Annotated in this window: 33 protein-coding genes and 1 tRNA gene; 4 read left to right on the top strand and 30 right to left on the bottom strand. The window is 32.8% G+C overall.

Features of this window, described 5'->3' with window-relative positions:
* Position 1: 1 nt before the first annotated feature.
* Positions 2-1,324 carry an aromatic amino acid transport family protein gene (locus tag CKA54_RS06020; RefSeq protein ID WP_172586675.1) on the bottom strand — a complete coding sequence of 441 codons (1,323 nt, stop codon included), beginning with the start codon at positions 1,322-1,324 and terminating at the stop codon, positions 2-4.
* A 312-nt stretch (positions 1,325-1,636) separates the two neighbouring features.
* On the opposite strand from CKA54_RS06020, the gene CKA54_RS06015 reads away from it, so the two are divergent.
* Entirely contained in the window at positions 1,637-2,818 is a 1,182-nt protein-coding gene (locus CKA54_RS06015; RefSeq protein ID WP_120760693.1) for an MFS transporter, read from the top strand.
* On the opposite strand, the gene CKA54_RS06010 is transcribed toward CKA54_RS06015, so the two are convergent.
* The 26 genes from CKA54_RS06010 to rpsJ form a co-directional block, all read right to left on the bottom strand.
* Positions 2,815-3,366, bottom strand: coding sequence for a ribonuclease HII (locus tag CKA54_RS06010; protein WP_120760692.1), 552 nt, complete (start codon positions 3,364-3,366; stop codon positions 2,815-2,817). The genes CKA54_RS06015 and CKA54_RS06010 overlap by 4 nt on opposite strands.
* Positions 3,366-3,839 (bottom strand): DNA-deoxyinosine glycosylase, encoded by a 474-nt coding sequence (locus CKA54_RS06005; RefSeq protein WP_120760691.1) that lies wholly within the window; start codon positions 3,837-3,839, stop codon positions 3,366-3,368. The genes CKA54_RS06010 and CKA54_RS06005 overlap by 1 nt, the downstream gene beginning before the upstream one ends.
* Positions 3,840-3,896: 57 nt before the next feature.
* A complete protein-coding gene (locus CKA54_RS06000; protein WP_120760690.1) occupies positions 3,897-4,544 on the bottom strand; it encodes a ferritin family protein in 648 nt (215 codons plus the stop codon).
* Between the two features lie 79 nt (positions 4,545-4,623).
* A complete protein-coding gene (locus tag CKA54_RS05995) occupies positions 4,624-5,655 on the bottom strand; it encodes a type II asparaginase (RefSeq protein WP_301182153.1) in 1,032 nt (343 codons plus the stop codon).
* Between the two features lie 131 nt (positions 5,656-5,786).
* On the bottom strand, positions 5,787-6,527 hold the full coding sequence (gene murI, locus CKA54_RS05990; protein WP_120760689.1) for a glutamate racemase: 741 nt from the start codon (positions 6,525-6,527) through the stop codon (positions 5,787-5,789).
* 45 nt (positions 6,528-6,572) lie between these two features.
* Positions 6,573-7,835, bottom strand: a complete 1,263-nt coding sequence (gene secY / locus CKA54_RS05985) for a preprotein translocase subunit SecY (protein WP_039662375.1) — start codon at positions 7,833-7,835, stop codon at positions 6,573-6,575.
* The gene (rplO, locus tag CKA54_RS05980; protein ID WP_039617163.1) at positions 7,835-8,227 is read right to left on the bottom strand and encodes a 50S ribosomal protein L15; all 393 of its coding nucleotides are present in this window, start codon (positions 8,225-8,227) and stop codon (positions 7,835-7,837) included. Before rplO ends, secY begins: the two co-directional genes overlap by 1 nt.
* 3 nt (positions 8,228-8,230) lie before the next feature.
* Complete coding sequence (gene rpsE / locus CKA54_RS05975) at positions 8,231-8,674, bottom strand: 30S ribosomal protein S5 (protein ID WP_039617161.1); 444 nt, start codon at positions 8,672-8,674, stop codon at positions 8,231-8,233.
* Between the two features lie 16 nt (positions 8,675-8,690).
* Positions 8,691-9,047: a 50S ribosomal protein L18 gene (rplR, locus tag CKA54_RS05970; protein ID WP_039640503.1), complete on the bottom strand. Its 357-nt coding sequence runs from the start codon at positions 9,045-9,047 to the stop codon at positions 8,691-8,693.
* Positions 9,048-9,056: 9 nt separating this feature from the next.
* Positions 9,057-9,593: a 50S ribosomal protein L6 gene (gene rplF, locus CKA54_RS05965; protein WP_039640501.1), complete on the bottom strand. Its 537-nt coding sequence runs from the start codon at positions 9,591-9,593 to the stop codon at positions 9,057-9,059.
* Between the two features lie 78 nt (positions 9,594-9,671).
* Complete coding sequence (gene rpsH, locus CKA54_RS05960; protein WP_120760688.1) at positions 9,672-10,067, bottom strand: 30S ribosomal protein S8; 396 nt, start codon at positions 10,065-10,067, stop codon at positions 9,672-9,674.
* 12 nt (positions 10,068-10,079) lie between these two features.
* Positions 10,080-10,265 carry a type Z 30S ribosomal protein S14 gene (locus tag CKA54_RS05955; RefSeq protein ID WP_012660824.1) on the bottom strand — a complete coding sequence of 62 codons (186 nt, stop codon included), beginning with the start codon at positions 10,263-10,265 and terminating at the stop codon, positions 10,080-10,082.
* A 1-nt stretch (position 10,266) separates the two neighbouring features.
* Positions 10,267-10,812, bottom strand: a complete 546-nt coding sequence (gene rplE / locus CKA54_RS05950) for a 50S ribosomal protein L5 (RefSeq protein WP_120760687.1) — start codon at positions 10,810-10,812, stop codon at positions 10,267-10,269.
* Position 10,813: 1 nt separating this feature from the next.
* Positions 10,814-11,041 (bottom strand): 50S ribosomal protein L24, encoded by a 228-nt coding sequence (gene rplX, locus CKA54_RS05945; RefSeq protein WP_012660822.1) that lies wholly within the window; start codon positions 11,039-11,041, stop codon positions 10,814-10,816.
* A complete protein-coding gene (rplN, locus tag CKA54_RS05940) occupies positions 11,041-11,409 on the bottom strand; it encodes a 50S ribosomal protein L14 (protein ID WP_012660821.1) in 369 nt (122 codons plus the stop codon). Before rplN ends, rplX begins: the two co-directional genes overlap by 1 nt.
* Positions 11,409-11,660 (bottom strand): 30S ribosomal protein S17, encoded by a 252-nt coding sequence (gene rpsQ / locus CKA54_RS05935; protein WP_039617148.1) that lies wholly within the window; start codon positions 11,658-11,660, stop codon positions 11,409-11,411. The genes rplN and rpsQ overlap by 1 nt, the downstream gene beginning before the upstream one ends.
* A gap of 9 nt (positions 11,661-11,669) precedes the next feature.
* Positions 11,670-11,855, bottom strand: coding sequence for a 50S ribosomal protein L29 (rpmC, locus tag CKA54_RS05930; RefSeq protein ID WP_012660819.1), 186 nt, complete (start codon positions 11,853-11,855; stop codon positions 11,670-11,672).
* Complete coding sequence (gene rplP, locus CKA54_RS05925; protein WP_039648881.1) at positions 11,842-12,267, bottom strand: 50S ribosomal protein L16; 426 nt, start codon at positions 12,265-12,267, stop codon at positions 11,842-11,844. The genes rpmC and rplP overlap by 14 nt, the downstream gene beginning before the upstream one ends.
* 2 nt (positions 12,268-12,269) lie before the next feature.
* Complete coding sequence (rpsC, locus tag CKA54_RS05920) at positions 12,270-12,971, bottom strand: 30S ribosomal protein S3 (RefSeq protein ID WP_039617145.1); 702 nt, start codon at positions 12,969-12,971, stop codon at positions 12,270-12,272.
* A gap of 1 nt (position 12,972) precedes the next feature.
* Positions 12,973-13,347: a 50S ribosomal protein L22 gene (gene rplV / locus CKA54_RS05915; RefSeq protein WP_039617143.1), complete on the bottom strand. Its 375-nt coding sequence runs from the start codon at positions 13,345-13,347 to the stop codon at positions 12,973-12,975.
* Positions 13,348-13,356: 9 nt separating this feature from the next.
* On the bottom strand, positions 13,357-13,638 hold the full coding sequence (rpsS, locus tag CKA54_RS05910) for a 30S ribosomal protein S19 (RefSeq protein WP_039617142.1): 282 nt from the start codon (positions 13,636-13,638) through the stop codon (positions 13,357-13,359).
* Position 13,639: 1 nt separating this feature from the next.
* The gene (gene rplB / locus CKA54_RS05905; RefSeq protein WP_039662363.1) at positions 13,640-14,470 is read right to left on the bottom strand and encodes a 50S ribosomal protein L2; all 831 of its coding nucleotides are present in this window, start codon (positions 14,468-14,470) and stop codon (positions 13,640-13,642) included.
* Position 14,471: 1 nt separating this feature from the next.
* Positions 14,472-14,753, bottom strand: a complete 282-nt coding sequence (locus tag CKA54_RS05900) for a 50S ribosomal protein L23 (protein WP_039617139.1) — start codon at positions 14,751-14,753, stop codon at positions 14,472-14,474.
* 1 nt (position 14,754) lies between these two features.
* Positions 14,755-15,369: a 50S ribosomal protein L4 gene (rplD, locus tag CKA54_RS05895; protein WP_039617137.1), complete on the bottom strand. Its 615-nt coding sequence runs from the start codon at positions 15,367-15,369 to the stop codon at positions 14,755-14,757.
* Positions 15,366-15,941, bottom strand: a complete 576-nt coding sequence (gene rplC, locus CKA54_RS05890; protein ID WP_039662361.1) for a 50S ribosomal protein L3 — start codon at positions 15,939-15,941, stop codon at positions 15,366-15,368. The genes rplD and rplC overlap by 4 nt, the downstream gene beginning before the upstream one ends.
* A gap of 9 nt (positions 15,942-15,950) precedes the next feature.
* Positions 15,951-16,262 carry a 30S ribosomal protein S10 gene (gene rpsJ / locus CKA54_RS05885; RefSeq protein ID WP_012660810.1) on the bottom strand — a complete coding sequence of 104 codons (312 nt, stop codon included), beginning with the start codon at positions 16,260-16,262 and terminating at the stop codon, positions 15,951-15,953.
* Between the two features lie 225 nt (positions 16,263-16,487).
* On the opposite strand from rpsJ, the gene CKA54_RS05880 reads away from it, so the two are divergent.
* Positions 16,488-16,563 (top strand) — tRNA-Ala (locus CKA54_RS05880).
* An 18-nt stretch (positions 16,564-16,581) separates the two neighbouring features.
* Positions 16,582-17,643 (top strand): ATP-binding protein, encoded by a 1,062-nt coding sequence (locus tag CKA54_RS05875; RefSeq protein WP_120760686.1) that lies wholly within the window; start codon positions 16,582-16,584, stop codon positions 17,641-17,643.
* Here the strand turns inward: CKA54_RS05875 and CKA54_RS05870 are convergent.
* From CKA54_RS05870 to coaE, 3 genes are read right to left on the bottom strand one after another with little or no spacing between them, the layout of a single operon-like run.
* Positions 17,640-18,347: a glucosaminidase domain-containing protein gene (locus CKA54_RS05870; protein ID WP_120760685.1), complete on the bottom strand. Its 708-nt coding sequence runs from the start codon at positions 18,345-18,347 to the stop codon at positions 17,640-17,642. The genes CKA54_RS05875 and CKA54_RS05870 overlap by 4 nt on opposite strands.
* Complete coding sequence (dapF, locus tag CKA54_RS05865; RefSeq protein WP_120760684.1) at positions 18,322-19,071, bottom strand: diaminopimelate epimerase; 750 nt, start codon at positions 19,069-19,071, stop codon at positions 18,322-18,324. Before dapF ends, CKA54_RS05870 begins: the two co-directional genes overlap by 26 nt.
* On the bottom strand, positions 19,058-19,660 hold the full coding sequence (coaE, locus tag CKA54_RS05860) for a dephospho-CoA kinase (RefSeq protein ID WP_120760683.1): 603 nt from the start codon (positions 19,658-19,660) through the stop codon (positions 19,058-19,060). The genes dapF and coaE overlap by 14 nt, the downstream gene beginning before the upstream one ends.
* A gap of 58 nt (positions 19,661-19,718) precedes the next feature.
* Here coaE and purM point away from each other — a divergent pair, with 58 nt between their 5' ends.
* Complete coding sequence (gene purM, locus CKA54_RS05855; RefSeq protein ID WP_120760682.1) at positions 19,719-20,708, top strand: phosphoribosylformylglycinamidine cyclo-ligase; 990 nt, start codon at positions 19,719-19,721, stop codon at positions 20,706-20,708.
* Positions 20,709-20,834 lie beyond the last annotated feature (126 nt).

Raw genomic sequence — 20,834 nt, 5'->3', positions numbered from 1 at the left:
CTTAAAAAGTATAGATTACAGTTATGATTGTCAAAATTCCTGTAATAAACACAAAAGCATCTAATGCTTTGTTTTGGAATTTTTTCATTTTAGAAACAGTATAAATTGCAATCATTGGCATTAAGAATAAAATCGCTGCGATAATTGGCCCACCTAAACTTTCAATGAAACCTAAAATACTTGGATTAATATAAGCAGTGACTAACATTACAATATACATTACCAAAGTTGAATAAACTGCGATTTTTTTCAAATCAGGATTTTCATTACCTGCTAATTTGCAACATTTTCTCACTATACCATAAGCACCTTCTCTTGCACCAAAATAGTGCCCAAAGAAAGAACTAGAAATTGCTAAAAATGCAATCAATGGACCACCATAAGAAATAAAAGGATTATCAAGTTTATTTGCAAAATAAGAAAGAACAGGGATATTTTGTGCTCTAGCTTCATTAAGCTCTGCAGGAGTTAAAGAAAGCACACAAGATACAACAAAAAACATAACAAAAGCAAGCAACATTACAGAAGTTCTAAATAATACTTGATTTGCTTTTTGCACTGAATTATCAGTGTATTGTCTTTTCATACTTAAAGAAAAAGTAGAAATTGCTGGTGAGTGGTTAAAAGAAAATACTAAAACCGGTAAGGTTAACCATACTATAGTGATAAATTCTTTTGTACCAGGAATAGCACTAAAACTTTCAAATGACCATTGTGGAATAAGATACAACGAAAACAAGAATAAAATAGCACATAAAGGATAAACCAACCATTCACATACCTTGGTGATAAGCTCTTCACTAAAAAGCATAATAAGCATAAAAATACTTACCAAAACAAACGCAAAAACTGCTCTAAAAAATGGAAGTAAATTAGCTATTGTTTTTCCTTGTTCATTTACACTTGTTTCATACATTGCACTAATTGTACTTGCAAGAGAACCATTTGGATCTAAAAGTGGTAAAAACTGATGATAAATAAAACTCTCAAAAGTATTTGTTATACCTACGCAATATGCTAAACAAATTGGGAAGATTGCAAAGAAATAAAGTATAGAAATAAAAATACTTACTTTTCTACCAAAATACTCCTCAGCCGCATGAGTAATGTCTTTATCATTACCATTTGCTTGACACACAAAACGACTTAAAGCTCTATGACTTAAATATACCATTGGAAAAATGATCAAAGTCATTACAACAACCGGCCAAAAGCCACCAACACCTGCTTTAATAGGCAAAAATAAAATTCCCGCACCAACTGCTGTCCCAAAAAGAGAAAGCATCCAACGCGTATCAAAAGAATTCCACTTAAGATTATCCACATTTTCTCCTTGTAAAAACAATAAAAAGTCTTTAATAAAAAACTTTTTTATTATTTTCTTGTTATGTTTTTTGCGTTTCAAAGCATTTTAATAATAAAAAAACAACACTTTTTAAAACACATGGCGTTACTATAATAAAAAAAAATTAATTTTTCTTAAAACCGTGTAACAATAAAAAAAATATTTCTCTATATGATAATATTTTGTTAAAAATAGCAATAATAAGTATTTTTTTGCATTTATTTAATATATAACTCAATACTGATTTTTATCATTTTGTAATATAATTTCAAATTTTTAAAAGGAGTAAAATTGCATCATTATAAAAAAGCTGTCATTGCTTTGGCATTAAGCTCATTTTGTATGGGTGTAACTGAATTTGTAATGGCTGGAGTGTTAATTGATATACAAAATTACTTCAACATTGACGCAAAGACTGCAGGTTGGCTTACTACTTTATATGCAATAGGAGTAGTTGTTGGGGCTTTATCTTTTACTATTTTTCTAAGTCCTTATCAAAGACATGTTCAATTGATTGTTAATATCTCGATTTTTGCACTTGCTAATTTAGCGATTTATTTTAGCGATAGTTTTTACCTGAGTGCATTTGCAAGATTTATCGCAGGTACGCAACATGGAGTGTTTTACATCATTGCTACCTTGGCTATTGTATCCATTGCTCCAGAAAATAAAAAAAGCCAAGCCATTGCGATCATGATAACAGGACTTACAGTGGCATTAATTAGCGGGGTTCCAATAGGAACTTTCATCGGGCATTATTTTGGTTTTAAATATATATTCTTACTTATTTTTATTTTAAGTGTAATTGCACTTTTGGGAATTGTATTCATGATGCCAAAAAATATTCATTCTAATCCTATCCGTTTTAAAGATTTCATTCCTGCATTTTCTAACACCAATCTTTTGATGACTTATACCATTTCTATATGTGGATGTGGGGCGCATTTTATACTTTATACATATTTACAAAAACTATTAGTTGAAAAAAGTGGTTTTGATGTTGCGATGATTGGTTATATTTTACTATTTTATGGAATATGCGCCATATTTGGCAATCTTTGGGGTGGAAAAATGGTTGATAGATACGGCGCGGTTTATTCTTTGAGAATCATACTAAGCATTCAAGTGTTGATTTATCTTAGCTTTTTACTAACAATGCATTCTCAGATCTTAGTGATAGTATCTTTATCACTCATAGGGTTTTTTTCTTTTTCTACTATTTCAGCTTTTAAAGTTTTAAGCATAGCAAAAGCCAAGCGATACACTCACAAAGCCCAAGAAAGTACAGTAAGTGTCAACGAAGCCTCGTTTAATGTGGGCATTGCACTTGCATCTTTTATCGGGGGTTTGGTTTTGACCTATTTTGGTATAGAGTTTAATGCGTTATTTTCGGCGATATTTGTCTTGCCTGCTTTACTTATTGTTTTTATATTTGCTAAAGACAAAATACATCGTATCCAAAGGAAGATTTAATCAAATAAACTTTTTTCAATACACTTTAGCATAAAGCTTTTTCGGTGCAAAGGCGAATTTCCAAATGCTTGGATTTTTTCTATATGAGCTTTTGTACCATAACCTTTATGTTTTTCAAAATCATAGTTTTTATATATTTTAGAAAAATAACACATTTTTTGATCACGGCTTACTTTGGCTAGTATGCTTGCAGCTGATACTTCTTGCACTTTCATATCAGCTTTGATCATAGTTTTTACACCTACTACGCCATAGTTTAAATTGCCATCATATAAAATATCATCTTCACTAAAATGCTTTTTGATGATTTTTAAACCTAGTTGCAAGCATTGACTAAGTCCTAAGGTGTCAATTTGCAAAGGTGAAAAAGCAAGAATTAAAAAATTTGAATGTGCAAGGATTTGTCCATATAATTCCTCTCTTTTTTTTGCACTCAACTTCTTAGAATCAGTCAAGCCATCAATATCTCCAAAAAGCTTACAAGCACTCAAATGCATATCTCCAGCTAATGCACCACGCCCAGCTTCATCTACTCCAACTAAAGCCATTATCTTTCCTTTATAATGCGATATTGTTCTACTAATTTTTCTAAAGTATAACTCATATTTGCTGGAGAACTTGAAGGGAGTTCTAAAAAGTCTTTATCTGGATAAAACTTAGCAAAATACTTACTTGCGATTTTTCCCAATACACAGATTTTTTCTATCTTTGCTTTTTTCAAAATGATATTAATATCATTTGCCTTTGCATAAGAAATGGTTTTATCGTCTGAATTTTTAATCTTACAACTTGCTATTACATCCCATAAAGCAATATGATGAGTTTTTAAAAATGCTTTTTGATCAGCTATAGTTTTCAACTTACAATCATATAAAATTTCAAAAATTCTCCAAAATCGGTTTTTATTATGCTGATAGTAAAAATTTTCTTGTCTTGATTTTATAGAAGGAAAAGAACCTAAGATTAAAATTTGTGCGTTTTCATCAAAAAAAGGTTCAAAAGGATGAGTTAAAATCTGCATGTTTTAGCCTTGATAAAAATAAAATTATTTTATCATTTTTATCAAGGTTTTTAAAAATTATCCTAAAAATTCACGTTTAAAATACTCTTTTGGAGCTCTACACAAAGGACAGGCATTTGGTGCTTTTTTACCACGATGAATATGCCCACAAACTTCACATACCCATAATTCTTCTACATCTGAATTAAAGAAGTCTTCCTCTTCAAGCATTTTTTTAAGCGCTAAATACTCTCTTTCGTGTTCTATCTCTACCTTGCCTATAGCAGTGAATAATCTTGCGATATTTCTTTTACCCTCATCTTCTGCGATTTTTGCAAAATTAGGATACATTGTGGTATGTTCGTAATTTTCTCCATCTGCTGCGCAGATTAAATTTTTTGCAGTTTCCTCTAAAGCTTTACCATCTACTAATTCATGGTACGCTTTAAATTCAGCTCTTGCGTGCCATTTTTCATTTTCCGCTGCTTCTTTAAAGTGTCTAGCAATAGCATGCCAACCTTCTTCTTGAGCAATATCAGCAAACAAATCATACTTATTTCTAGCCATAGATTCACCCGCAAAAGCTTTCATTAAATTAACCGCGGTCAAATCCTGAGTAATGCACTCCATTTCTTGTCCACAGCAACTTAGTGTTCCACCACCTACATTTTGTACTTCTACCTCATTGCCACATTTTTGACATTTGTAACTTTCATATTGTCTCATTGTATATCCTTGATCAGTTAAATAAGTGGATTAAAAGAAATTCACCCAAATGGTATTTTAACATTTGGGTGTTAAGATATTAGTATTTTAAGAAATATTCTTGGATTTTTTTAGGATTGGTTGTTTTAGTTAATGCAAGCATTAACAATACTCTTGCTTTTTGAGGACTCATATCGCCTGTATCAATAAAGCCAAGTTTTGCATCCGCTGAACTTACTGCCACTCTACCAGATGCTACACGTGAACTAACTGCTACATTAAGTCCTTTTTTAAGCAATTCTTTTAATACATTTTTTTGATAATCATGTATACTACCTGCGCCTGTTCCTGCTACCACAATACCTTTAGTTCCATTTTCAAACAATGCCTTTGCAGCAACACCACTACCATCATTTGCATAACTATAAAGAATATCAACTTTTGGTAATTCTTTTAACTTGCTAACATCAAATGGAGATTTTTTAGTGTGTAATTTTGTATTTGTGTTGTAAAAAAATACTTTACCATCTACGATATAACCCATATCTCCCATATCAGGCGAACTAAAAGCATCTACATTTAAGCTATGAGTTTTCATCACACCTCTAGCGCTTTGAATTCTATCATTCATAGCTACCATTACACCTTTGTTTTTTGCTTCAGGATTGGCTGCTAAAGCCACAGCATTGTAAAGATTTTTAGGACCATCTGCACTAATTGCGGTCGATGGGCGCATTGCTCCAACTAATACAACTGGCTTATTGCTTTTAACGGTTAAATTTAAAAAGTATGCGGTTTCTTCCATGGTGTCAGTTCCATGTGTGATCACCACTCCATCTACATCAGAATTTAAAAGGCGATTAACCTCTTTAGCAAGTTTAAGCCAAATTTCATTTGTCATATCTTTACTATCAATATTCGCAACTTGTTCTCCGCTAATTACAGCTAAATCCTGAATTTGAGGCACTGCTTTAATCAAAGCATCTACACCCAAAACCCCCGCTGTATAACCTGTAGTAGCTACTGAACTATCAATCGATCCTGCGATAGTCCCGCCTGTAGCTAAGATCGCAACTTTTGGTTTTGCTTCCAAAATTCCCGCTCCTAAACTTAGTGCCATAGCTGCACACATTAACATTTTTTTCATGTTAGTCCTTTCTTAAAAATGGAAAGATTATAATGCAACTATGTTTAAATAAAAATAAATTATAAATAAAAAATAAATTCTTAATAAAAATTAGCTTTTATTAACTACAAAACAACTTAAAGCCATAACTTTGCAATTCTTTCTAATTTTTTTACATCACTAGAAGCATAAAATTTAACAGTTGCTTCCTTTTGAATAGTCTTTAGATCAAATTCTTGTTGCAATTGCAAGGCTATAGCTTCACCTGAGTGGATTAACTTTACATTAGCTCCAAAGTATTCTCCCAATGCTTGTGCAATCAAAGGAAAATGAGTACATGCTAAAATTAAAGCACTAGGTTTAAACTCAAGCCCTTTAAAATAGTGTTCAAAGGCTGCGTTTAAAAAGTTACCATGAAAAATTCCTTCTTCAACCATTGGCACAAAAAGTCCCGTTGCTTTTTCTTCTACCTTCAAAAAACCTTCTTGCAATAAAGCTTGTTTATATGCATGAGAATTTACCGTAGCTTGTGTTGCAATGACTAATATATTAGAGTTTTTATCTTTTAAAGAATTTTTTACCGCTAAAACTCCTGCATCTATCACACCAAGAACTGGGAAAGGAGCATTAGCTCTTAAAATTTCTAAAGCATACGCGCTGACTGTGTTACAAGCGATAATAAGCATATCAACTTTTTTTTCTTTGAAAAACTCTAAAGCTTCTAGAGAAAATTTGATGATAGTATCTTTATCTTTTACCCCATAAGGTACTCTTGCTGTATCGCCATAGTAGATGTATTCTTTAAAAAGTTTTGCATGAAGTAAAGATTTTAAAACGCTAAGACCACCTACACCGCTATCAAAAACGCCTAATCTCATTTTTAAAACCTTTAAAAAGAGAAGAAAGTAGAAAAATCTACTTTCTTATAAGCCTACTGCACTTAAAGTTTGGTATTTATTCATATAAATTTGAGCTTCAATTTTTCTCATTGTATCTAGCGCAACTTGCACTACGATCAAAACAGAAGTTCCACCAAAATAAAAAGGCACACCAAATAGCTTTACAATCAGCCACGGCAATGTAGCTACAAGTCCTAAGTAAATAGAACCTGAAAGTGTTAATCTTGATGCTACCTCATTAAGATAATTTGCGGTTCCTTCACCTGGTCTAATACCTGGTATAAAACCACCTTGTCTTTTAAGATTTTCAGCTATATCTTTTGCATTAAATACAATAGATGCATAAAAATACGCAAAGAAAATAACAAGCAAAAACGTTAAAAAGTGAAAGAAAAATCCATTTGGATTTAAAAAGTCATAAATTTTTAACACATATTCGTTTGTACTTGTTTGTAAAATAGTACTTGGAAACATCAAAATCGCGCTCGCAAAAATAGGAGGAATAACACCACTTAAGTTGATCTTAATAGGTATATAATTCATAATACGCTTGTTTTGATTTTGCATGATTACTTTTCTTGAGTAAGAAATAGGAATTCTTCTCTCTCCAAGCTCTACTACTATAATAGCCCAAATAGTAAGTAAAATTACAACTAAAATGGCAATGATAGTCAAGAAATTCATCTCGCCTGTATTTACCAAATTTACTGTTCCACTAATTGCACCTGGAATTGTAGAAACAATACCACCAAAGATAATTAAAGAAATACCATTTCCTATACCACGTTGAGTGATTTGCTCACCTATCCACATTAAGAGCATAGTACCTGCAAGCATAGAAATAGCAGAAAGCGCAATGAAAGTGTTCATATCAATCATAATGGCTGATTGACCTGCTTTTCCGTGAAGACTTTGCAAGCCGATAGAAACACCTATACTTTGCACTAAAGTGATAGCTATAGTAGCATAACGAATGATTTGCATGTATTTTTGCATACCATCGCGTTCTTTTTTCATTTTTCCTATATTAGGAAAAGTTGCCGCTAAAAGCTCCATAATAATCGAAGCAGTAATATAAGGCATAATGCCTAGAGAGATGATGCTAAGTCTTTCAGCAGCACCCCCACTAAACATATTAAACAAGCCTAATGCATTAGATGCATTAGAATCAAAAAATTCCTTGATAACACTGACATTAACCCCCGGAACTGGAACATAAGCTAGTATTCTATAAGCGAATAAAAAAGCTAATGTTATGAGAATTTTATTTGTCAATGTTTTATTCATTATTTTTGTCCGCTAAAAGTGATCTTCTCATCTTTGATTTTGCTAGCAAGATCTTTAGCGCTTGCCCCAATAAGCTTAACTTTGTTTACATTTTTTGAAAGCTTATGAATGCTATTGATTGTTTCAAATGTAATTTCGCTAAGCTCTTTGATCGCTGTGATTTTTTCAACATTAATCACATAAGGTTTTTCGAATTTAGAAGTAAAACCTACTTTTGGTAAACGTCTTTGAAGTGGCTGTTGACCCCCTTCAAAACCTCTTTTTTCGTTATAACCTTTTCTAGCAGTTTGGCCTTTTCCACCTTTAGTAGAAGTTTTACCCATACCACTACCTTGACCACGGCCTATTCTTTTGGTTTTATGTGTTGAACCTGGTGCTTTTGTTAAATTCATTGATTATCCTTTAAGCATTGTAAGTGCTTTGATAGTAGCACGCACAACATTTGCTGAATTGTTTGAACCTAAAGACTTTGTTAGAATGTCTTTAATACCTGCAAGTTCCACGATAGGACGTGTTGAACCACCTGCAATAACTCCTGTACCTTCGCTTGCTGGTTTAAGTAAAATTCTACTTGCGTTGTATTTTACTTCTACATCATGAGGGATAGTTGAGCCTTTTGTTTTTACTTCAACAATATTTTTAAAAGCATCATCAACTGCTTTTCTGATAGCATCTGGAACTTCTTTAGCTTTTCCATAGCCTACACCAACTAAACCTTTTCTATTTCCAACGATAACTAAAGCAGTAAATCTAAATCTTCTACCACCTTTAACAACCTTAGTAACCCTGCCGATATCGACGATTACTTCTTCAAATTCTTCTCTATTATATTTTTCCATCGATCTTCCTTTTGGGTTATAGTTTGATTCCGTTTTCTCTTAGTGCTTCAGCTAATGCTGCAATCACACCATGGTATAAATAACCATTTCTATCAAACACTGCTTCTTCTATGTTTTTAGCTTTTAAAACTTTTGCAAATTCAGCTGCTATTTTTTTAGCGCCTTCTTTGTTTGCTTTAACGCCAAGTTTTCTTCCATCAACTGCTGCTAAAGTTACTGCTTTAACATCATCGATAGCTTGGATATATAAAGTTCTGTTTGATTTAAAAACAGAAACTCTTGGAAGAGCTTGTGTTCCTGAAATTTTTGCTCTAATTCTTTTTTTTCTTTTAATTCTTAAAGATATTTTTCTTTTTAATACATTTGCTCTCATATTCTATCCTTACTTCTTAGATGTCTTACCAGCTTTGCGGATAATACGCTCATCTGAATATTTAACACCTTTTCCTTTGTAAGGCTCAGGTGGTCTAAATTCACGAATTTGAGCAGCAACTTGACCTACCACTTGTTTATCACTACCTTTGATAATCACATTGTTTTTATCAACGGTAATTTCTATACCTTCTGGAATAGCATAGTTGATAGGATGAGAAAAACCTAAAGCAAGTTCAAGAACTTTACCTTTTAACGCAGCTTTATAACCAACACCGTTGATTTCTAAAGTTTTGCTAAAACCATCAGTTAAACCGATGATGATGTTTTGTGCTAAAGCTCTATAAGTTCCCCAATAAGCTCTACTTTGTCTATCTTCACCTTTAGGAGAGAAAAGAATTTGTCCTTCTTTAATCTCAACATTAACATTTGCTTTTATATCAAGCTCTTTTGCTAAATTTCCTTTTTTGAATTTTAGCAAGTTACCTTCTAATTTTACTTCTACTCCACTTGGAATAGCAACTGGTTGTTTACCTATACGAGACATTCATTTTTCCTTTTTACTTGTCTACGATATGACTACTTTATAAGAATGGATACCGAATACCATAAAAAGTAGAAACTCTTACCAAATGGTACATAAAACTTCGCCGCCAACGCCTGCTTTATAAGCTTCATCGTTAGCCAAAACACCCTTTGAAGTGCTTACTACGATAGTACCATAACCGTTTTTAAATCTTTTGATCTCATCTTTGCCTTTATAAACACGACGACCTGGTTTAGAAACACGTTTAACTTCGTTAATTACGCTTCTACCTTTTTCATCGTATTTTAAAACTACGTTGATGAATTTCTTTTTATCTTCTTCAACAACATTAAAGCTTTCGATATAGCCTTTAGCTTGGAAAATTCCAAGTAAAGCTTCGATAACTTTAGAATGCAAAAGTTGAGTAGTTTCTAGTCTTCTCATCCCTGCATTTCTAATTCTTGTTAGTGAATCTGAAATTAAATCATTTATCATGGTTCTTTCCTCTTACCAACTTGCTTTTTTAAGACCAGGAATTAAACCTTCATTTGCCATTTTTCTTAAGCAAACTCTACAAATTCCAAAATCTCTATAAACTGAATGTGGTCTTCCACAAATTTGGCATCTAGTATACCCTCTAACGCTAAATTTAGGTTTGCGGGCAGCTTTTGCAATCATTGATTTTTTAGCCATATTACTTTCCTTTTGCAAATGGCACGCCAAATAATTCTAATAATTTTTGTGCCTCTTTATCTGATTTTGCTGTTGTAACGATAGAAATGTTCATACCATGAGTTCTTAAGATTTTATCATATTCAACTTCTGGGAACATTAACTGCTCATCTAAACCAAAGTTATAGTTTCCTCTTCCATCAAAACCATCTCTTGGAAGACCTCTAAAGTCTTTAACACGAGGAAGAGCAATAGTAATAAGCTTGTCTAAGAAAGCATACATATTGTCTTTTCTTAATGTTACCATTACACCTACTGGAAAGCCTTCTCTTACTTTAAAACCAGCAACTGATTTTTTAGCTTTTGTGATAACTGCTTTTTGTCCAGCGATCAATGAAATAGTATCTGCAACATTTTGTAATACTTTTTGATCTTTTGCCAATTCCCCAGCACCTACGCTGATTACAACTTTTTCAATAAAAGGAATAAGCATAGGGTTTTTGATATCAAATTCTTTTACTAAAGCAGCTTTGATGCTTTGATCGTATTTTTCTTTCAATCTCATCATCTTATTCTCCTGCCTTTGCTACATTTGAAATATCCATTGGCATTTCTTTATTGATAAAACCGCCATTTGGATTTTTATCACTTGGCTTAACAGCTTTTTTAGCAATTTTACAACCCTCAACAATAACTTTATTTGTTTTAGGAAATACTGCTAAAACTTTACCTGTTTTGCCTTTGTCATCACCTGCGATAACTTTAACCATATCATTCTTTTTAATTTTTAATTTCATTACAACACCTCCGGTGCTAGTGAAACAATTTTCATAAAGCCACCATATCTTACTTCACGACCTACTGGTCCAAAAATACGCGTTCCGATAGGCTCTCTTTTAGCATCAAGAATAACCGCTGCGTTTTCATCAAAACGAATTAAAGAACCATTATCTCTATGAATTTCTTTTTTAGTTCTAACGATAACCGCTTTTACCACTTGACCTTTTTTTACTTTACCATTTGGTAGAGCTTTTTTTACAGATGCAACGATCACATCACCAACAGTAGCGTATCTTCTTTTACTACCACCTAAAACCTTAATACACATTAATTCTTTTGCACCGCTATTATCAGCAACTGCAAGCCTAGTAAAACTTTGAATCATTACTCAACTCCTGCTGATACTATAGTTTTTAAGCGAAATGATTTTCTCTTAGAAAGTGGTCTACATTCAATAGCAACTACAGTATTTCCCACTTTAAGTTCATTTCTTTCATCATGAATTAAATATTTTTTAAAGCGTTTTACGATTTTTCTGTATTTTGGGTGAACCACTTTTCTTTCAACCAAAATTGTTGCTGTTTTATCTCCAGCAATTTGAACAACAACGCCTTGAATTTCTCTTTTAAATGCCATTTTCTATCCTTATTTTAAAGCGCTAATTGCAGTATTGATTCTAGCGATGTCTTTTTTAACTTCGCTAATCTCTTTAGGATTAGTTAGCTGCATTGTTTTTAGCTTTTGTCTTAAAGTAAATAAAAGCACCTTTTTTTCTTTTAGCATTGTTGCAAGCTCACCTGCTGTTTTATCTTTAATCTCAGTATATTTCATTTTGGCTCTCTCTTGTAACAAACTTAGTTTTAAATGGCAACTTATGCATCGCTAAAGTTAAAGCTTGTCTTGCCATTTCTTCATTAACCCCTGCCATTTCATAAATGATACGACCTGGTTTAATGTTCATTACCCATTCCTCAACTGCACCTTTACCTTTACCCATACGAGTTTCTAAAGGTTTTTTAGTTAGAGGTTTATCTGGGAAAACTCTAATCCAAGTTTTACCTTGTCTTTTTACAAAACGAGTTAAAGCAATACGAGCTGCTTCGATTTGACGTGAATTGATACGGCCAGCTTCAGTTGCTTTTAGGGCATAATCACCAAAAGTAAATTCAGTCCCTCTATTGGCATAACCTCTGTTACGCCCTTTCATCATTTTACGATATTTTGTTCTTTTTGGCATTAACATGATTATTTACCTCTTCTTGCTCTTCTAGTTTTTTTAGCTGGAGCGTTTTCTTCGGTTTTTTCAGGTTGAACACCCTTTTGTAAAACTTCACCTTTGAAGATCCATACTTTAATACCTATGTTTCCATAAGTAGTGTGTGCTTCTGCAAAACCGTAATCGATTTTTGCTCTTAAAGTGTGAAGTGGAACACGACCTTCTAGGTACCATTCAGTTCTTGCCATTTCAGCACCACCTAAACGGCCTGAAACTGAAACTTTAATCCCTTTGGCACCTGCTTTTTGCGCTCCTTGAATTACTTTTTTCATTGCTCTTCTAAAAGCAATTCTTTTTTCAAGTTGAGTAGCAACACTTTCAGCTGCAAGTTGAGCTGAAGCACCTGCTTTTCTTTCTTCTTTGATATTGATATTAACTTCTTTTTTAATTAGATCTTGAAGTTCTTTTCTTAAGATATCAACATCGCTACCTTTTTTACCAATAATAATCCCTGGTCTTGCAGCTACAACAGTTACTCTTAATTTTTTCGCTGTTCTTTCTACAAGAATTTGGCTAATTCCTGCATAATAAAGTTTTCTTTTTAAGAAAGTTCTGATTTTATAATCTTCACCAATATTTTCTGCTAAATTAGCTTTTGTAGGAAACCATCTTGATTCCCAGTTTCTGTTAATTCCTAGTCTTAAACCAATCGGATTTACTTTTTGTCCCATATTAGCTTTCCTTTTTCACTGATGCTTTTTTAGCTTTTGTAGTTTTTTCAGCACTTGCTTCTACTTTACTAACTTCTACCAAAATGTGTGAAGTTGGCTTTCTAATACGACTAGCACTTCCTCTAGCTCTTGGTCTAAATCTTTTTAAAACCGCACCAGCATCAACACGACAACTTGAAACAACAACTTCATTTGCTTCAAATCCGCCATTTGCTACAGCACTTGAAATAGCATTTGCTATAAATTTAGCACCTTTATTTGGCATAAATTTCAAACTAGCTAATGCAAGCTCTGCATTCATACCTTGAACTTCTCTAGCAATCAATCTCGCTTTAGTTGGAGATAATCTTATGAATTTAATTAATGCTCTACTCATAAATCTCCCTTACTTACCTATTTTCTTTTGAACAGAGCCTTTGTGACCCTTAAATGTTCTAGTAGGTGCAAATTCACCTAGTTTGTAACCGATATGATTTTCAGTAACATACACTGGGATAAAGCTTTTTCCATTGTGAACATTAAAAGTTAAACCTATCATATCAGGTATAATAGTGCTGCGTCTTGACCAAGTTTTAATTGGCTTACCATCGTTAGCTTTTTTAGCAGCGATGACTTTTTTCATTACATGGTCATCAACAAAAGGACCTTTTTTTAGTGACCTAGCCATCTTACTTTCCTTTTCTTCTTGAAATTATTAGCTTATCGCTAGCTTTTTTACGGCGAGTTTTAGCACCTTTAGTTGGTTTACCCCATGGAGTAACTGGATGACGGCCTGAATTTTTCTTACCTTCACCCCCACCGTGCGGGTGATCAACTGGGTTCATCGCAGAACCTCTTGTTTGAGGACGAATACCTCTATGGCGATTTCTACCAGCTTTACCGATAGTCACGTTTGACCATTCTTCGTTACCAACTTCACCGATACTTGCCATACATTCAGCTAAAACTTGTCTCATTTCACCACTAGCAAGTCTTAAGATAACGTATTTTTCTTCTTTACCCATTAATTGAGCATAAGCACCTGCTGAACGGATCATTTGACCGCCTTTACCTGGCTTTAACTCGATATTGTGTACGATAGTACCCACTGGGATGTTTCTTAATTTCATTGCATTACCTGGTTTGATGTCAAGTCCGCTTTCAGCAGCACATACCACATCACCTACACTTAAACCTTTTGGTTGTAAGATGTATCTTTTTTCACCATCTCTATAAGAGATCAATGCAATACGACAATTTCTGTATGGATCATACTCGATTGCTTCAACTTTACCTTCAATACCAAATTTTCTTCTTTTAAAATCTATAATTCTGTAAAGTTTTTTAGCACCTGCTTCTTTATGACGACTTGTGATTCTACCATTATTGTTACGTCCTGCATGAGCTGGAAGTTTTACAAGTAATGAACGCACACTAGCTTTTGCTGTGATATCATCAGAACTTATACCTGTGATGTATCTTCTACTTGGAGTATATGGTTTATAAGTTTTAATTGCCATCTTACGCCTCCGAACTTTCTAAGCTCACACCTTCTGGTAGCTTAACATAGAATTTTTTAAAGCTATTTCTTTGACCTTCACGACCTCTAAAACGCTTTACTTTTCCATCCATTTTTAAAGAATTAATTCTTACTGGAGTTACACCAAAATATTCTCTTAAAACCTCTTTTAGACCATTTTTAGTCATTTTTGGAGAAGTTTGAATAACTACAACACCTTGCTCTTGAAGGTTTAAGCTTTTTTCAGTGTAAAGTATTGTTTTTATATCAGTAATATCTGCCATTTTAACCCTCTTTTACGATAGATTCAAGCGCTGCTTTTTCAATGATAACAGCATTAAATACAGATACTAAATAAGCATTTACTTCGCTAATATCTACTACATAGCAATTTGCTAAGTTTCTAAAAGCAAGAAGTGTTTTTTCATCTAGTAAATCTTTTACAATTAAAGCATCTTTTAAACCAAGCTTTTTAATAACTGCATTTGCATCTTTTGTTTTACCGCTTTCAATGCTTAAACTATCTACTGAGAATAATGCATTGTTTTGTGCTTTATCAGCCAATGCTCTTTCAAGCGCTAAGCGTTTTTGTTTTTTATTAACTTTTTGGAAATAATTACGATTGTTTGTAGGACCAAATGCCACAGCACCGCCAACCCAAACATTCGTTCTTGTTGAACCTGCTCTTGCACCACCACGACCTTTTTGTCTCCATGGTTTTTTACCACCACCGCTTACATCGCTTCTACCTTTAGTGTGAGCTGTATTTGCTCTAAGGCTAGCAAGATAAGATTTTACATATAAATAAAGGTTGTGAGGATTAACTTCTGCATATTTTGCTGGAAGATCGAGTTCACTAGCTTTTTCAAATTTATCATTTAAAACAGTTACTTTACTCATTTTGCAATCCTTATTTTACCCATAGCACCATTAAATCCTGGTACCGCACCTTTTACTACTAAGATGCCATTTTCTTCGTCAAACGAAACCACTTCATTTTTTACAGTAACTTTTGCATTACCATAATGACCTGCCATTTTCATACCTGGTTGAACACGACCTGGCCACTCGCGGTTACCGATTGAACCGTGGCGTCTGTGGAATCTTGAACCGTGACTTGCAGGACCTCCGGCAAATCCGTGTCTTTTAACAACCCCACTATAACCTCTACCTTTAGAATTAAAGCTTACCTTTAAAACTGTAGCTTCTTTTAAAGGGTTAAGATCGATATCGCCTGCTTCTGTATTTGCTACTTCTAAAGAAGCAAATCTATTATATTCAGCTGAAAGATTGTATTTTTTTTGCTGACCTGCAATGCATTTATTGTTTGCTTTGCCTTTTACATAAGCAACCAAAGCTTTTCCATTTTCTACTTCACATACTTTAGTTTGAACAAGTTTAAGTAAGGTTACAGGAATGCTTGGTGTGCTGATTGTTCTACTCATACCAATTTTTTCTACAATGTATTCCATATTCTATCCTTATTTACCCATAGCTCTTACTTCAACATTGACTTCAGGAGCCAAGTCAAGCTTAGTGAGTGAATCTACTGTATCTGGAGTAGCTGCTACAATATCAAGCATACGAGCATGAATTCTCATCTCAAATTGTTCACGCGAATCTTTATTGATGTGTGGAGATTTCAAAACTGTGTATCTTTTGATTTTTGTAGGCATTGGCACTGGACCTCTGATGTCAGCACCTGTTCTTTTAACAGCTTCTACAATTGCTGCAACTGTGCGATCTAGAACTCTGTGGTCATAAGCTTTTAGCTTAAGCCTGATTCTTTCCATATTTTTTCCTTTGTAAAGAACTCGTTAGATCCATAGAATCTAACCACCATATAAAATGATGTTGAGATTATATAAAAACATACTTTGCTATGTCAAGAAATTTGTATATTTTTTTTTATTTTTTTCCTTTTTAAAAGGATAAAAATTAAATTTTATAAATTTTATAATATTTTTTACTCATTAAGAAAATCTAAGAAAAAATATAGTATGATTTCAAAATCTAAAGGGGTATTAGCTCAGCTGGGAGAGCACAACGCTGGCAGCGTTGGGGTCAGCGGTTCGAACCCGCTATACTCCACCATTTAGTATAAAGAAATCTATGAAATCACTACAATTTTTTTACGATAACTACCCAAAAATTTCAAAATTTGATGAAAGAAAAATTCAAATTCAAACCCATAAAAACATCATCATAAAAGGTGGTTTTGCTAGCGGTAAGAAAAATTTGATTTTAAATTTTTTGTCCTTATATAAAAGCGAGAATATACTTTTTATTGACTGTGAAGACTTAAAATTTCAAGTAAGTGCTTTAGCAAATCTCAATTCTTTTTTAACCTACAACCCGCAAATTAAATTTTTAGCTTTATGTAATTTTGCTCATGATTTTGATTTTACTAGTTTAAAACATCTTAATTTGCAAATCATACTTAGCGTGTGTGATTTACATTTTCACTTAGATCATTTTGAAGAACTTTATTTAGATTACTTAGATTTTGAAGAGTTTTTAAGCCTAAACAAAAAATACGCCGATACCAAAACCATGGTAAGTTACTTTTTACACACAGGCCGCAATGTGATCTTAAGTCACAATGCTTACACAAACTCATCTTATCTCAAAAGTTTCTACACTCCACTAGAACTGACTATACTCAAACAAATCGCTCTAGAACTAGGAAGTGAACTTAGTGTTAATGAATTGCTAAAAACTTTAAAAACAACTATCAAAATTTCCAAAGATACTTTATATAAAAGCATAGAAAAATTAGAGTCAAATTTCACTTTATACTTTGTTAAAAACCTCGAAAAAAATTTAAAAAAAGTATATTTTTGGGATTTTTCACTCAAAAACTCCCTTAGTGTGCAAAAAGATTTTAGTGCTTTATTTGAAAATTTAGTTTTAAGTGAATTATTTAAATTTAAACAAGAAATTTTTTATACTAGATATTTTGATTTTTATATACCAAGTTTAAAAAATGCCTTTTTATGCTCACCTTTTAAAGATAAAGATTTGCTTACTTTAAAAGTAAAAAAAATACTTAGCAAAAATCAACTTGCACTTTCAACCATTTACATCATCACACTTTCACAAAGAGATGAGTTTTTTATAGAAGGCGTGCGTGTGATGATTTTACCTTTTGATGAGTGGGCTTTGGGAAATTAATCTAACTCATCAAGTTTATGTTGTTCAATGATAGACAAAATAAGCTTAGTATAGTTGCTTTTAATTTCTGAATATTTTTCTAAATGACTTGCTGCTTCTTTACCATCTAGTTTTTTATTTTGGCTGATGGCATTCCATCTCCATGCTCTTAGCTCTTTATAAGCATCGTGGCGATTTAAATTTAACAAATACGAATCTACACTTTCTTGCAAAGTATCAAAAATGCGAATTTTATGGGTTTTTCCTTCGCTTCTTTCTTTTGGGATCAAACCTTTTTCACCCCAAGTCCACTCGCCAAATAAATTATTTGCTTCTTTGGCAAATCGACTAGTACCAGTTGCACTTTCGATGATAGCTTGAGCTATGGCTAAAGATCTTGGTACTACTTGAATACGCACGCGATATTCATGCAAATCATATAAATTTTTCACACGGTATTTTTCTTTTAATAACCATAATTTTTTTATAGCATTAGGACTTAAAGATCTAAAATTATTTTTTAATGCTTCTTTGAAAAATGATTCTACAAATTCTTTTTCTTTTTTCACATCTTCAAATGAAACATCTAATAAAGCATTGATCTTTTTGATAAAGACTTCACGTTTTTCTTTTGGACTTAAAGCATAATAATGCGCATCAAACCCTGCTACAAATTCAGCATTTAAAAACAAAATGCTACTAAGTAAAATTATAATCAGCTTCAAAACAGCACTTCACCTTTCCTCTAAAAAATATTTGATCCTCTTCTAATCTAAAATATAAATTCTCATTGCTTTTTGGCTTTACCAAAACATCATCTCCTACTTTTTGGTTTAAATATGCCAAATAAAAACAAGCCCCCATGCCTGTGCCACAAGCTAAGGTTTCGTTCTCAACGCCTCTTTCATATGTTCTAACTCTTATAAATTCTTCATTTTCTATCTTAGCAAAATTCACATTTGCATTGTATTTTTTACGTACTTCTTTACATAAATTAACATCAAATTCATTCAAATCATCGACAAAAGTTACTATATGCGGAACTCCGGTATTACAGCCTTGCCAAATTCTACCTTTATACTCAAAAGCTTCTTTAACATCTTTAATTCCGCTTAATTTGATCTCTACCATATCATCATCGATAAAAGATTTTATAAGCCCTGCACCAGTTAAGAAATTTAAATACTGTGATTTTTTAAGATAGCGATGTGCAAAATGCGCCGCCGCACGAGAACCATTACCACACATACTTGCTTGGCTACCATCGCAGTTGTAAAATTCCCATTCAAAGTCATATCTATCGTGTGGCACTATCACAATAAGCCCATCAGCACCTATACCCTCATAGCGATTACAAAGAATTCTAGCTAACTCACTACGGTCTTTTTTTTCACTATCTGCAAAAACTACAAAATCATTTCCACTTGCACAATACTTATAAAATTTCATCCATTACCTTTAAAGTGTGTTTTAAAAAATTTAGCACATTTTCTTCAAAAATCATATAACTTGAGTTATTTTTTATCACAAAATCTGCTTTTTTTAACTTTTCTTCTATATCAAGTTGCAATTGAATTCTTTTTAAGGCTTGGTTTTTGTCTAAATTGTCTCTTTGCATAAGTCTTTGAAGCAAAAGTTCCTTTGGAGTGTAAATTAATATACTCTTTCCTAAACCATGATAGTGGTTGTTTTCGAAAAACAAAGGCAGTTCTATAAAAAAAGCTTTATTTTTTTGATCTAAAATTTGAGCTTGTTGCAAAACCACTTCTTTGATTTTAGGGTGCAAAAAATCTTCTAGCTTTTTTTTAGCATTTAAGTCATTAAAAACGATAGAACCTAGCTTTTTTCTATCTATCTTTCCTGTTGTGATTAAATCATCATTGTGAAACATTTTAGCGATAGAGTTAGCATGTGTGTTTAAAAGTTCATGTGCTATTGTATCAGCACTTAAGGTTTCAAAGCCTAAATTTTGGACTATTTTGATAAAACTTGACTTTCCACCTGCTATGCTTGAAGTTACAAAATAAGCATTTTGCATAATTTAACCTTAAAATATTTTTAGTTAAAATACCTTTTAAATTCTTAAAGGAAGATAAATGAATATAAGCTATGAAGATGCGGGTGTAAGTATAGATAATGGCAATGCTTTTGTAGAAGCGATCAAGCCTTTAGTAAAAGAAACTTTTAATGAAAATGTTTTGGGTGGCATAGGCTCTTTTTCGGGTGCTTTTGCTATGCCAAGTGGGTTTAAAAACCCTGTTATGTTGGCAGCAACTGATGGAGTAGGCACAAAGTTGCGTCTTGCTATTGATAGTCAAAAATTTGACACCATAGGTGAAGACTTAGTGGCAATGTGTGTAAATGACTTGATTTGTAATTTTGCTACACCTTTGTTCTTTTTAGATTACTATGCAACTGCAAAACTTGATGTAGAAGTAGCTAAAAAAGTTGTAGCAGGGATTGCTAATGGTTGTAAAAAGGCAAATTGCGCTCTAATAGGCGGAGAAACTGCTGAAATGCCAGGAATGTACCATAGCAATGATTTTGACCTAGCAGGTTTTTCAGTAGGTATGGCCGAAAAAGATGAGATCGATAGAAGAAGTTTTGTCAAAAACGGAGATATTTTATTAGCCCTACCTAGTAGCGGACTTCATTCTAATGGATATTCTTTGGCTAGAAAAGTACTATTTGAAGCCCAAAAGCTAAAATTTGACGATAAAATAGATGGTAAAAATTTAATCGATGTTTTACTTGAACCTACAAGAATTTATGTAAAAGACTTTTTAAAATTAAAACCATTTATCAATGCACTAGCTCATATTACAGGTGGTGGATTAGTGGAAAATTTACCAAGAGTTTTTCCAAAAGGAATAGGCGCGATCATTAGAAAACATCATTTAAAAACCCCTGAAATTTTCTACCAAATAGGACAAAGCGTAGAAGAAGCTGAAATGTATAGAAGCTTTAATATGGGCGTGGGCTTAGTCATGGTAGTAGATCCTGCAAATGTGAGTAAAGTTTTAGAAAATTCAGATGCTTATGTTATAGGCGAAGTTGTATTAAACGAGGGAGTGATTTTAGAATAACCCAACTCCCCAGAGTTTGCTAATAAGCATTAAGCTTTTTAGCTTAATGTTATTAGAGAGTTTGCCTAATAAGGAGTTTGGTATTTATATACCATTACACACTTGTATTCTTGATTAACGTGCTTT

Origin of the sequence: Campylobacter sp. P255, from assembly GCF_003627915.1 — a bacterium.
In the GTDB taxonomy this organism is placed as follows: domain Bacteria; phylum Campylobacterota; class Campylobacteria; order Campylobacterales; family Campylobacteraceae; genus Campylobacter_D.
The sequence above is the reverse complement of the archived record's forward strand: the minus strand, read 5'-3'. Positions and strand labels throughout refer to the sequence as shown.

Coding starts and splice junctions, on each gene's coding strand:
- CKA54_RS06010 (WP_120760692.1), bottom strand. CDS start 3,366: ATGGCTTTAGTTGGAGTAGATGAAGCTGGGCGTGGTGCATTAGCTGGA.
- CKA54_RS06005 (WP_120760691.1), bottom strand. CDS start 3,839: ATGCAGATTTTAACTCATCCTTTTGAACCTTTTTTTGATGAAAACGCA.
- CKA54_RS06000 (WP_120760690.1), bottom strand. CDS start 4,544: ATGAGACAATATGAAAGTTACAAATGTCAAAAATGTGGCAATGAGGTA.
- CKA54_RS05995 (WP_301182153.1), bottom strand. CDS start 5,655: ATGTGTGCAGCTATGGCACTAAGTTTAGGAGCGGGAATTTTGGAAGCA.
- murI (WP_120760689.1), bottom strand. CDS start 6,527: ATGAGATTAGGCGTTTTTGATAGCGGTGTAGGTGGTCTTAGCGTTTTA.
- secY (WP_039662375.1), bottom strand. CDS start 7,835: ATGAATAAAACATTGACAAATAAAATTCTCATAACATTAGCTTTTTTA.
- rplO (WP_039617163.1), bottom strand. CDS start 8,227: ATGAATTTAACAAAAGCACCAGGTTCAACACATAAAACCAAAAGAATA.
- rpsE (WP_039617161.1), bottom strand. CDS start 8,674: ATGGAAAAATATAATAGAGAAGAATTTGAAGAAGTAATCGTCGATATC.
- rplR (WP_039640503.1), bottom strand. CDS start 9,047: ATGAGAGCAAATGTATTAAAAAGAAAAATATCTTTAAGAATTAAAAGA.
- rplF (WP_039640501.1), bottom strand. CDS start 9,593: ATGTCTCGTATAGGTAAACAACCAGTTGCTATTCCAAGTGGAGTAGAA.
- rpsH (WP_120760688.1), bottom strand. CDS start 10,067: ATGATAAATGATTTAATTTCAGATTCACTAACAAGAATTAGAAATGCA.
- CKA54_RS05955 (WP_012660824.1), bottom strand. CDS start 10,265: ATGGCTAAAAAATCAATGATTGCAAAAGCTGCCCGCAAACCTAAATTT.
- rplE (WP_120760687.1), bottom strand. CDS start 10,812: ATGATGAGATTGAAAGAAAAATACGATCAAAGCATCAAAGCTGCTTTA.
- rplX (WP_012660822.1), bottom strand. CDS start 11,041: ATGAAATTAAAAATTAAAAAGAATGATATGGTTAAAGTTATCGCAGGT.
- rplN (WP_012660821.1), bottom strand. CDS start 11,409: ATGATTCAAAGTTTTACTAGGCTTGCAGTTGCTGATAATAGCGGTGCA.
- rpsQ (WP_039617148.1), bottom strand. CDS start 11,660: ATGGCATTTAAAAGAGAAATTCAAGGCGTTGTTGTTCAAATTGCTGGA.
- rpmC (WP_012660819.1), bottom strand. CDS start 11,855: ATGAAATATACTGAGATTAAAGATAAAACAGCAGGTGAGCTTGCAACA.
- rplP (WP_039648881.1), bottom strand. CDS start 12,267: ATGTTAATGCCAAAAAGAACAAAATATCGTAAAATGATGAAAGGGCGT.
- rpsC (WP_039617145.1), bottom strand. CDS start 12,971: ATGGGACAAAAAGTAAATCCGATTGGTTTAAGACTAGGAATTAACAGA.
- rplV (WP_039617143.1), bottom strand. CDS start 13,347: ATGAGTAGAGCATTAATTAAATTCATAAGATTATCTCCAACTAAAGCG.
- rpsS (WP_039617142.1), bottom strand. CDS start 13,638: ATGGCTAGGTCACTAAAAAAAGGTCCTTTTGTTGATGACCATGTAATG.
- rplB (WP_039662363.1), bottom strand. CDS start 14,470: ATGGCAATTAAAACTTATAAACCATATACTCCAAGTAGAAGATACATC.
- CKA54_RS05900 (WP_039617139.1), bottom strand. CDS start 14,753: ATGGCAGATATTACTGATATAAAAACAATACTTTACACTGAAAAAAGC.
- rplD (WP_039617137.1), bottom strand. CDS start 15,369: ATGAGTAAAGTAACTGTTTTAAATGATAAATTTGAAAAAGCTAGTGAA.
- rplC (WP_039662361.1), bottom strand. CDS start 15,941: ATGGAATACATTGTAGAAAAAATTGGTATGAGTAGAACAATCAGCACA.
- rpsJ (WP_012660810.1), bottom strand. CDS start 16,262: ATGGAAAGAATCAGGCTTAAGCTAAAAGCTTATGACCACAGAGTTCTA.
- CKA54_RS05875 (WP_120760686.1), top strand. CDS start 16,582: ATGAAATCACTACAATTTTTTTACGATAACTACCCAAAAATTTCAAAA.
- dapF (WP_120760684.1), bottom strand. CDS start 19,071: ATGAAATTTTATAAGTATTGTGCAAGTGGAAATGATTTTGTAGTTTTT.
- coaE (WP_120760683.1), bottom strand. CDS start 19,660: ATGCAAAATGCTTATTTTGTAACTTCAAGCATAGCAGGTGGAAAGTCA.
- purM (WP_120760682.1), top strand. CDS start 19,719: ATGAATATAAGCTATGAAGATGCGGGTGTAAGTATAGATAATGGCAAT.